This is a genomic window from Microcoleus sp. Pol12A5 (assembly GCF_036701435.1).
Classification (GTDB): Bacteria; Cyanobacteriota; Cyanobacteriia; order Cyanobacteriales; family Microcoleaceae; genus Microcoleus.
This window is the reverse complement of the sequence record NZ_JAUBQU010000161.1, coordinates 1-10,555: the sequence shown is the minus strand read 5'-3', so window position 1 is coordinate 10,555 and position 10,555 is coordinate 1. Positions and strand designations below refer to the sequence as shown.

The 10,555-nt window shown below is 48.0% G+C and carries 11 protein-coding genes; 5 read left to right on the top strand and 6 right to left on the bottom strand.

Annotation, left to right across the window (positions count from 1 at the left end):
- Positions 1-59 precede the first annotated feature (59 nt).
- Entirely contained in the window at positions 60-227 is a 168-nt protein-coding gene (locus tag QUA45_RS25920) for a hypothetical protein (RefSeq protein ID WP_333222621.1), read from the bottom strand.
- Positions 228-314: 87 nt separating this feature from the next.
- On the opposite strand from QUA45_RS25920, the gene QUA45_RS25915 reads away from it, so the two are divergent.
- From QUA45_RS25915 to QUA45_RS25900, 4 genes are read left to right on the top strand one after another with little or no spacing between them, the layout of a single operon-like run.
- Positions 315-1,184, top strand: a complete 870-nt coding sequence (locus tag QUA45_RS25915) for a DNA phosphorothioation-associated putative methyltransferase (protein WP_333222619.1) — start codon at positions 315-317, stop codon at positions 1,182-1,184.
- Positions 1,185-1,199: 15 nt separating this feature from the next.
- The gene (locus QUA45_RS25910; RefSeq protein WP_333222618.1) at positions 1,200-1,469 is read left to right on the top strand and encodes a hypothetical protein; all 270 of its coding nucleotides are present in this window, start codon (positions 1,200-1,202) and stop codon (positions 1,467-1,469) included.
- Positions 1,470-1,526: 57 nt separating this feature from the next.
- Positions 1,527-1,895 (top strand): ArsR family transcriptional regulator, encoded by a 369-nt coding sequence (locus tag QUA45_RS25905; RefSeq protein ID WP_333222616.1) that lies wholly within the window; start codon positions 1,527-1,529, stop codon positions 1,893-1,895.
- The gene (locus QUA45_RS25900) at positions 1,888-2,406 is read left to right on the top strand and encodes an HAD-IIIA family hydrolase (protein ID WP_333222614.1); all 519 of its coding nucleotides are present in this window, start codon (positions 1,888-1,890) and stop codon (positions 2,404-2,406) included. The genes QUA45_RS25905 and QUA45_RS25900 overlap by 8 nt, the downstream gene beginning before the upstream one ends.
- A gap of 1,134 nt (positions 2,407-3,540) precedes the next feature.
- Here the strand turns inward: QUA45_RS25900 and QUA45_RS25895 are convergent.
- From QUA45_RS25895 to QUA45_RS25880, 4 genes are read right to left on the bottom strand one after another with little or no spacing between them, the layout of a single operon-like run.
- Positions 3,541-4,641, bottom strand: a complete 1,101-nt coding sequence (locus tag QUA45_RS25895; protein WP_333222612.1) for a hypothetical protein — start codon at positions 4,639-4,641, stop codon at positions 3,541-3,543.
- Positions 4,613-5,419, bottom strand: a complete 807-nt coding sequence (locus tag QUA45_RS25890) for a DNA cytosine methyltransferase (RefSeq protein WP_333222610.1) — start codon at positions 5,417-5,419, stop codon at positions 4,613-4,615. The genes QUA45_RS25895 and QUA45_RS25890 overlap by 29 nt, the downstream gene beginning before the upstream one ends.
- Positions 5,420-5,464: 45 nt before the next feature.
- The gene (locus tag QUA45_RS25885) at positions 5,465-5,800 is read right to left on the bottom strand and encodes a hypothetical protein (RefSeq protein ID WP_333222608.1); all 336 of its coding nucleotides are present in this window, start codon (positions 5,798-5,800) and stop codon (positions 5,465-5,467) included.
- Between the two features lie 2 nt (positions 5,801-5,802).
- Entirely contained in the window at positions 5,803-9,735 is a 3,933-nt protein-coding gene (locus tag QUA45_RS25880; protein WP_333222607.1) for a toprim domain-containing protein, read from the bottom strand.
- 166 nt (positions 9,736-9,901) lie between these two features.
- On the opposite strand from QUA45_RS25880, the gene QUA45_RS25875 reads away from it, so the two are divergent.
- Entirely contained in the window at positions 9,902-10,273 is a 372-nt protein-coding gene (locus tag QUA45_RS25875; protein ID WP_333222605.1) for a hypothetical protein, read from the top strand.
- A gap of 85 nt (positions 10,274-10,358) precedes the next feature.
- Here the strand turns inward: QUA45_RS25875 and QUA45_RS25870 are convergent.
- Positions 10,359-10,555, bottom strand: a 197-nt coding sequence (locus QUA45_RS25870; RefSeq protein ID WP_333222603.1) for a hypothetical protein, incomplete at its 5' end; no start/stop codon positions are given.

The window sequence follows — 10,555 nt, the reverse complement described above, 5'->3', positions numbered from 1 at the left end:
TCAAGAAGGTTTTTTTAGTTATTTAGTAATGCACAAATTCACGTTTTTGTCAAATTAATTTAGATGCGTTTACCCTGGATGTTAGGGTCAGTGAATTGATAGCGCACGTATTCGATTAAGGCATCTTCACCTTCAACGCCTACTCGGTTTTGCAGGTCTGCAAGTTCCCACTTTTCGGCAACTTCTAGTCTGTGGATTCCAGTGTTGTTAATCAAAGCGTAGAGCATAGGTAATTCCCTATTATTTACACCCTAGCGCTAGCCATTTTATTTAAATTATTTGTATATTTGTATTAATATTAATGGGATGCTGCGATGACACAACTAAACTTGGAAAATGTCACAATACCCAGACACAAAGCTGCTCTCAAGCGCCAGGAATTGAGCTTACCGATGGCTGCTGCTGTTAATGAGGGAATTCTGTTACCCCATCACGCGCACTTGGATTATGGATGCGGTCGCGGTGATGATGTTCGCTTCCTTCAAGCAATGGGTTTTCGCTCGCGCGGTTACGACCCTTACTACTTTCCCCGGACGCTAAAAAAAGCGGCTGATGTTGTCACCCTGCTTTATGTTCTTAGCACAATTGAAGTTCCCGTGCTTCGGTGTGAAGTGCTCTATCGCGCTTACCAACTCGCTCGTCAGACTCTGGTGGTTAGCGCTATCACTGGGCGATCGACAAACCACATGGGAATCCCTTACAGCGATGGCGTGATTACACGGTGGGGTACCTTCGAGAAGTGCTATTCCCACACCGAACTCAAACACTTAATTGAAGATACGTTGGGTATACCTGCACGATATCTGGCTCACAATACCTACATTGTTTCCCAAAACTCCAAAGCTCTTCCTTTGATAATCCATAGCAGCGATCGCTCTTACTTAGCAAAATGCCGCTCTTTACTTCATTCCCAGCAGCAGGAATTACAAAGTGCTTGGATTCCTCCCGCTGATGCCATCATTGAAAAGCATTCCTCCATCCAGAAGGGTAAGCGCTATTACTATTTCAGGTTGAAGTCACGCTCTCGTTCTCTTCCCAACGGCAAGCTAACGATGCACTTGGGAAACGCTACCAACGAATGCTACTTGGATGCTGTGCAGGCAATGGAGCGCCGGGACTTACTTCGCATCAACGAACGGAGGCTACTGCGGATTGAAGCTATACTTGATGGGATGAGCGAATGAGTGGAGGACGGAGCCATGACTAATGTTATTTCGATGAAAGATTGGGTACCGGGTTGGGTGAAGGATTCCTACCTCACTGAAGATCAAATTACTGCCTTTGAGGAAGAAGCTCGCCAATCTCAATTAAAGCAAGAGGAGGTTGAGAGTGTTTCGGACAATCAAACCGCGTTAGTTAGCGAAGCTGTGGCAAAGTTAGAATCCATAGACCGAGATAGTTTAGAGAAATGGTTACATCGCATTCCTGCTGAATTGTTACGTGAATTAGTAGATAAACCAAAAAGCTAAAAAAAATTAATAGAATGGCTTACGCAGTGTTTGTAAATAAATAGTAATTTAAGGAATATGGACGATACCGCGCGTTTGGGGTTGACGGCAAAAGCTAAGGCTATCGAACAGTTCATGGAATTGGAAGCTTCCGAAAGAGAGTGGATTTTTCCTCTGCTGAATCGGGGAGTCCAGTCTAGCATCGAAATCATCGAATTGATAGCGGAGAAGCCGCTAACTTTTGAGGAGATTGCTGATGAAATGGATATGAGCCATCACACCATCACCCAAAAACTCAATGCTTTGATTGATGGAGGTTACAGCGGACTAACGCTAACAGCATCCACCGCCTTTTCATGGACTGGCAGGCACCGTAAGTTAGCCCGCCACAACAAAAAAGAATTGGTTGAGCAATTCACAGGACTTTTGGAGAATGCTGATGACTAAGATACTTTTTTGCGACGTAGATGGCACTTTAACGGGTACAGTTAGTGGCGCAACATTCAAGTCGAACCCCCGCGATGTATTGGTACTGCCTGGTGTAGAAAACGCACTAGCTCACTATGCCAAAGAAGGTTATTTGATAATAGGAATCAGCAACGAAGGGGGAGTAGGTGCTGGTCACAAAAAGCTCGAAGCTGCATTTGAAGAGAAACAATACACCTGTTTGCTGCTCCCTCAATTAGACGCTATTTACTTTTGTCCTGATTTTGCGGGACAAATATTATGCCGTGCTGATCGCGATACAGCCACTGAAGTCCAAGTCGAATCAGGCAAGTATTCCAGCTTTCGGAAACCCGGAGCTGGAATGATTGAATATTGCCTATTCTTGTACGGTAGTGATGTGGGTAAGTGCTGGATGGTGGGCGACAGACCGGAAGATGAAAAGGCGGCTGAAGCTATGGGCATCAATTTTATAGCTGCCGATGTGTGGCGGGGTAAATTTACCGCTGTTTAGTAAGTGCCAGTTCATTTACAGATTGGGAAGTTTTTATCACTTTGATTAACCTCAATATAGCATCCGCCGAGATTCTTTATTGAAGTTTTGTTGTGGGCTCGCGCGGTAATACAGTAACGGAACAATCAGTGTTAGTTTCATTTAGAGAATAAGAGCATACACCACTGCCTGAGAATAAAACTTGATGTACTCTCCTAGTTTAACAAAGTAATGACATAGTTGCTATCAGTTGGAATTAGAGTAGCAGAGTATACACCAAAGACTCAGATAAGGTTTGGTGTATACTTTTTTATTGCTAATTAACGGCAGAGTTACTATTAATTTAATTGCTCGAATCGAAGTATACACCAAGACTCTCTGCTGTCACCACTTCAAACCGAGTCCCCACGCTTCGATACTGGCATGGCTTCAAAGCGTGGAAATTGGTAAATCCTGCTCGGGAATCGCACATCTTCCCTTCATAGGTGTGGCTCCACTCAGCATTCTCCAAGCTTTCTCCGAGCTTCATTACCCATCCACAGATTCATTACCAGCGATCGGGGCAGAAAGAGGGGTCTGACCCTCTAAAGTACCCTGATCGCTTTCTTATGTCCTTGATGCGTATGGGTTTGAGCAAAAGCAATGGAGGTGATCAGGGCGATCAGGGCGATCGGGCACTCCTACCCTTTTTTATTAAAGGGGTGTCTTGTTAATTGAGAACTACCCCTACCCCTTCATATTTTTAGGGAGTAGTACCCCGATCGCCCTGATCACCCTGATCACCCTCTTCAAACTATTGATTTATCGTGGTGTTTTTAGTGATCAGGGCATAATAAGGGGTAAGACCCTACAACATACCCCGATCGCCTTGTTATTGCTCAAAGTATTGATTTAGCGTGGTATGTTAGCTGATCAGGGTAAAATAGGGGGTATTACCCCTCATTTTACCCTGATCGCCTTGTTACTAAAAATAAGGGGTAACACCCCTCGTTTGTATGGTGGCAATCAAACGCAGAAATACTCTCCGCACCTACGAAGAGACAAAGATGCGGATAAAAGCGGTGGTTGATAGTCAAAAAGTTAGAAAAACATCCAAAAACTAAGAGACGGCAAAGAAAGAGCTACCGCATGGTTTGAAAAAGACGGGGCTATCAATCACAGTTGCCGACCCAGTATCTCAGTCACTATCGCGGTTACTCCTAAGTTATTGGTAATGGCTTCCCTCACTTTGGGTAGTTTGCCCACAGGAATATAGATACTCTTCACCTTCCACTTACCGTTTGCTTTAACTTTGTAGCGGTAGTGGTTAACGATGCTTTCACCCTTCCAAAAGCTGTACACCAAGCCACTGCCACCCTGAACTGCTGGAGCTTGGTGTATACTCTCGGCTAGTGAATCATTGGTTGCATTACTATCACTTTGGTTGCCATCACTCGGGTATACACCAAGACTCGGTGTTGAGATTTGGTGTATACTTTCGACTGACAAAGAGATGGGGGTGTTGGTATTAGCTTGCTTGCCGTTATTTTGGTATCCACCAGCAACTCTTTGAGGGTTTGGTAAGGCTTGGTGTATACTCTGGGTTGATAAAGCAAAGGCAGAGTTGTTGTTAGTTTTAGGCTCAAGTGTCGAGTATACACCAAGGGGAGCTAATGAGGATTGGTGTATACTACCGTTTACTGAACTAATGGGCGAGTTGCTACCCGCTTTAGTTTCCGAGTCAGAGTATACACTATCACCCGCTAATTGAGCTTGGTGTATACTCTCGGTTAGTGAAGTAATGTCCGAATTGCTATCCGCTTTAGTTTCAGAGTCTGAGGATACACCAAGAGCTTCCGAAGTCGGAGTTTGTGATGGTCGATCTAGTTCAATAAATTCAAAGCGAATTACCCAAACTTCAAGGCTGCTGTTGCTTTTAAAGTATTGCTGGATAAACTCTGCGACTGAGGAACACATTCCGCCCTCAGCCTCTAAGTCTGCATCGGGCATGGCTGCAAGTTCTTCTTTGTAGGGAGCGCAAAGTAACCGACACCAACCAATTTGTTTGCCTCCATACCGGATATCTTTATCCAAAGCTTTGATGAGCTTATTCTGCTCGAAAGCACTGAGGAATTTCTCTGCATGGCTGTCTTTCCAACATCGGCGCGTCACCGTTTTATGGGTAAGACAATGCAGCGTTTTCCAAAAGCTAATACCCAATCCCGATAATGCAAACTCGGTGGTGTTCTCAATCAATGATGCCGAAGACTCGGGCAAGATACTGCACTCGTTTGAGGGCAATGTAAGCTTGTCCGGGCATAACGGTTTTGGCAAAAAGGTATCTGGCTCGGATTCTACCTTTAGTTTTACTCTTGACTCCAAAGTCCGAGATAGTGATGTTCTGGTGGCGAGGCAATCCGTCCAGCCCAGGGGGAATCCGAATATCAACTCCATCCCCATTGCGGATAAATAATGGGATGGGGAAATGATGCCGAGCTTCCTGAGCGATTGTTCGCACTTCGTCAGCCCAGCAGGTTTGGAATTGATGCTCGTATTGCTGCTGTGCAAAGTCCTGAAAGAAAGCGACGATAAAGACTCGGTTTCTTTGGTGTCCAGCTCCCACTTCCTTTGCCGATAGGAGGAGCGGGTCTGTAACACAATATCCTGCCATTCGCAAAGAGGCAACGACTTCTCTACCTCCTCGAACGAGCAAGCCTTCTGGATTCTCGACAACAACAAAGCTGGGTCTAGCTTCGAGGATAATCCTGAGCATTTCCCACCACAAACTTGATTCTGGGTGAGCCAATCCCCCTCGCTTTCCGGCATTGCTCGTACCGGTGCAGGGGAAACCTCCCCAAATGCAATCGTACTGTCCTGGGGCTGCGCTAAAAGTTCGGATGTCGCTGTGAATTGGGATGTGGGGATAGTGCTGTCGGAGTACATATTGAGCATCCTCATCGATTTCTACTAACTGTTCGACTGTGAAACAATTTAGGGCAGCAGCAGCTAACTCAAAACCGCCTATGCCGCTGAAGAGTGAAAGCGTTCGCATCATGGGTTGTACTTCCTTTTTGTAAGAAAAGAAAACCATTAAATAAAATCAGGTTGTCGGCAAAGTCAGCAATCCCTTAGCATCCTGAATTCCTGCTTCTAAGGCTAAGTCTGGTGTATCAAATTCACCCTTTAACTCACCGAAGAGGGAAGCGCTATAAGCCAACCGATAAGCGAACTTCTGGGAATTGCTTGACGAGCGCCACACTTCGACATAGTGCCAGCCTTTCAAAGGTGTGCTGAGCCAGAACTTACTCCGAAGAAGTGGAGCCAAAACTTGCTTGGCTTGCCATCGGTGGTTGCAGTTGTCGCAGCAAACCTCCAAACTATGGGGATGACGGCGGTAAATATCAAAAGAAGCGCAATTCGGACATTGTTTGTTCATAGCTAAAACCAATCCTCCGACTTGGGTGAAAATCTACTTTGATGCTCTGAAGGCGGTTGAGCATCTGGTAATAAATTGAGTTGCGTGGGTTCAGAATTGGTGATTTCTAGCTCGGTATTTGTTACTGCCAAATCTTCAAGAACTCCCGACTTATCGCTAGCTAATTCAAGGGCTTGGGCGTACACCGATGCTCCTAAGTCAAATAATCCCGATTTATCGATTCTTTCCACCCAGTTACCGATACCCAACAAACACTGGCTCCATAAATCAAACTGTTGCCACTGATGGTTCAGTGCATCTGCATCCAACCCCGACCAAGTTTTTATTGCCTTCCTCCACTTCTCAATATCCTGGGGAATCCGCCTCTCAAACTCTTCTCTCAATCCTTTGAGTCGGTCTTTCACTCCCGGTGTCAATGCAGCAAAGATTTCAGAGCGCTGGTGATTCGGTACGCCCAACCCCTTCACCGCTTCATAAGTTGTGCCATCTCGATTCGCTAGTTCCGAAAGCATGGATACCCATTCATCAATGCTGAGCAAGCGATCGGGGTGATCTGGGTTGATGTGGGTACTTAAATCTGCCCTGATTACATCCTGGTTCCCTTGTGGCGTATGGGTTTGAGTAGCAGCGATCAGGGTGATCGGGGTAGACGATAACTCCTCACCTCTTTTCTTAAGGGGTGTGTCTTGTTGCGTAGGAACTACCCTCACCCCTTCATTTTTTAAAGGAGTAGTATCCTGATTGCCCTGATCACCCTGATCACCTTGATCGCTACCCTCAAAGCCTTGATTTTGTGTGGTATTCTTGCTGATCAAGGTAGACTGTATGGTGTCACCCCTCGTTGTACCCTGATCGCCTTGTTGATTAAAATTCGGTGTAAGAGGCTCCCTCTTTTGTTGTTCGTTCCATTCTTCAAAAGCTAATAAGCCACCTTCCGAGCAGAGGAATTTGGCACATCGCCATTCAGGTTCAGCGGGTTGTTGGTTTGGTTTACCTTGGTAGCCGTTAGAAGCATCCTCAGCGAGTGAAACATCGACCATGACACCCGGTAATAGAGCCATGTGAGCCCAATGAGCGGGTTGTAATTCGCCATCTTGGCGGTGTCTGGGTACGTGGTGCTGGGGAATTACTGTTTTGAGGTGAGCTATGAACTTGCTCATGCCCCGGTTGTCTGAGTAACCATGCGCTTTGCAGTAAGCAATGAACCAACTATGGAGTTCGTGGTTTTGGATGGTGGAAGGAGCATTAGTTGGGCGCAAGCACAAATCAATGAAGCTGCGTACCGGGTCGCCGTAGGTAGCTGCATCGAGTTTGGCAAGGCGGATGCGGTGGTTGGTGGAAGGTTGCAGCAGCAGGGTGTCGCGTTCGACTCTGGGCATTGCCAGCGCCCAAGATACGATATCCGCTTTCACGCAAGCAAGTTTATGGCGCAAATAGGGGTCTTCTAATCCTTCTCGCCCTTTGGACAACAGTGGCAAACACCGTCTATCCCAGCCATCGCCCGCATTTTCGATTTGCAGGTGGTCAACGGAAGCGGCCACAAATCGGCAGTTCCATTCTTTGGTGTATCCGCAGGATGAATAAAGGCTGCGACCCGAAAGTTTGCCGTTGTCCACCAATTCGTAAAACGGACGAATCCCGGTGATGTAGCCCCCGGTGTCGGGAATGGTGTACAAAGATTTACCCGTTAGGTGTTGGTGCCGCGATTCGGGATTTGCCAGTTCCGAGAAGTCACCGGAGTGGGAATCCTCCAAGCCAAAGATTTCTCCCCAGAGTCGAAGCAGAGTTCCCTTACCCGAACCCGAAGGCCCGATGATGTGAATGAACTTGCCGTAGGGTGCAGTCGGATCGATGAGCATTGAAGTGTAGGCTCTCACCGCATCCAATTGATCATCCCCAAAAGCGGAGATGATGAAGTTGAGGAAAACATCGGGGCAGGGGCGATCGCGAATGTAATCCGATTCAATGGCAGAAGTGAGGTAGTGAGCGGGGTCGTGGGGCAGGAGTTCTCCCGTTCTCATATCCACGGTGCCATTCTTGAACGCTCTAAAGTGCCTGTTTTGGGGAGGTTCTAGGTAAAGGCGCTTTAATGCGTACTTGAATGCGGAGTTGGTGCAGCTTTCACTGGAGAAAGGGAACGTTTCTTCCCATTCCCACTTACTCACTTGATGGAGTTTGAACACCTTTTCACTGCACGTTGCAATCATGTGTTCGCAGCGCTTCTCGTCCTGGCGCTGCCACCACCCCGCTCCGGTGTATTGATACATGGCGCTGTTGATGGCTTTGTAATGCGTTCCGAATACCTTCCTCACCGCAAAGTCATCGAAAGTTCGCCCCCTGGTGTAGTAGTTGAAATCCAGACCCAACTTGTCGCACAGACTGCGATAAAACTCATCCCGCTTGCGGTCTGGACACTTGGTAACTTGCTCTGAATTATCTTGACTGCCCGCACCCAATTCTTTACCAAACTCCAGCAACCAGGGCGGTGTGGAATTTCCCAGAGTTTCACCGACTGTCGGCCAATAGAATATGTTGAGCGCTACTGCATCCTTAATATTGGTTGCCCACTTAGTCGCTTCTAGGAGCACTGCTTGTTTGTCAGCATCGGTGTTGCCCCTGCAACTAGCTATTTGTTGCGCTTTCCACCTCAAACCGTGCTGGGCTTTTTCTAACTTGGTATGCTCCAGCCAAGCATCGATGCCAAATTGAATGATGAATTTATCCGGGTCGCCGTCGCCGTCTTCTCCCACCGGCAATCGGGGAGCAACATAAGGAACGATGCCCGCCAGCAGCAAAGATTTGATGCAGCTTTCGATACCCTTATCCCCTGCGCTATCCGGGTCGAGGCAAACAATCGCTCTCTCGATTCCCGACCGCCGCAGCGACTGCACCTGTTCTCCCGACAAGCTAGCAGCGACACAAGCTACAACTCTGGTATCTCCCAATGCTTGAGCCACCGCTGCATCGGTAACGCCTTCGACCACTACTACTTCTTTGTGACCCGCCGCCAAAGCTCTATCAAAATAAAGCGGTGATTCCTTTGTGGCTAGCCATGCCCCCTCCTCATCCTTGGGATTCCAGCAAGCGTATTTCTTAGGCATGGTTGGTTCGAGCCAAGGTTGCTCTATTTTCTGAGCTTCCGAGAGTTTCCCCCAAGCCCGATAAGCTGCATCCCTCTCGCCTTTCCACCCCCGGTGATGCTTTTTTAGGGGCAGGGGTTTTGTGGGACAGTGACCGTAAACGGTAAGCGGTTGACCCAATGCCGTGTGCCAAGGAAAAGTAACGTATCCTTCCCACTTGCGGGTCAACACGCCCGCTTCTTCCGCAATCTCTAAGCTGTGGTTCTGCTCTTTGAGCGCTGCTGCAACTTCATCCTTGCTCAGGTAGTAGCCCAATCCCAACTGAGTAATTGCTTCCCGACTCATGCCCCTCTCTGCAATCAAGTGATTGAGAGCGCTACTTCCTACTTCGCTCCACAGCCAATCCCGACACCGAGCGTACACCGCAGCCAGTATCCCCCGGCGCGCTTCCCACTTCGCCGCTACTTCGATTTCCCTGGGAGCGTGTTCGCGTTCGGGTAGCGTTACTCCCACCCTCGATGCTGCTTCCCGCAGCGCTTCTACCCAATCAAGACCCTTGGGATGTTCCCACCGACCTACCTTAATGCTGTGGATGTAGGCAAGGGGGTCGCCTGCAAACTCGCATCCCGCATCGTAGAAGCGGAGAGTATCGGGCCACACTGCAAACGAAGTTCCCGATTTGCTTTTGCGGAACGGACTACCTCCCCGCCACTTCTGATTGCTGCGCTGGAATTGATGCGAGGGATGGTCGTACACCAAGTCGGCAGTGAGTCGGGGCAGCACCTCATGCTCCCAAAACCTTAACAAGCTGACATCTTTAGCGGGGGTGTTGCTGTTTTCGGGAAAATCTGTCATGATGGACTCCTTATTTAAATTAGATTGACCCGGCGCATTAAGAGTGCTACGGGTTATTTTTTTTGGTGTGCTATCCTAGGTGATAGCCTCCAAATCAATGTTCTTCGTGCTTGCACGAAGTATATACTAAATCATAAAGTACAGTTTGTTGAATTAACAAAGATTAATGATTAGAGAAGCGCTAAGCAAAACTCAGGATTATTTTCGGATTAAAGGAACTCAGTTGGCAGAAGAGTCGGGAGTATCGCAGCAGCACTGGAGCGAGTACCGGAACGGGAAAGCGGATGTCGTAACGGCGAAAGCTGCGGCAGCGCTGGAGGCAATGGAGAGAATCCACCCCGGTGCGATCCGCCACTTTTGCTATTTGTTGATGAGTCAGTCGATCGGCAGCGACTTAGAAACGCTGATTGAGGTAGCAGACCTGGAAGAACTTGAAGAGGCGTTCGGGCTCATCGGCAAGCGGATGTTCGCCAAAAATAGCGCTGACAGCGACCTTTCCAAGCGCGTCAAATCTCCTGTAGCGTTGAAGTCTAAGTGACCGATTTATCGGATGCAGTGGCGCAGCCGTCGCCTCACTATCGCTTCATAGCGGCGCTAATCCCTCATCAATAAAGGCGTGTTGCCTATTTTCTTGCTGCCACCAATTGAGCGAGCGAAGGTGTTTCCTGATTGTCCTGATTGGCGGTACACCAAGAATCCAGCATCCGACCGTACAGCGTCGCAGTTTCACAAGCTATGCGGCTGGGTAGTGCTTTTATGTAAAGGATGGAGAAAATAGAGGCGGTTGAGCCTTCAGAATTGCTAATCGGATTTGGTGATT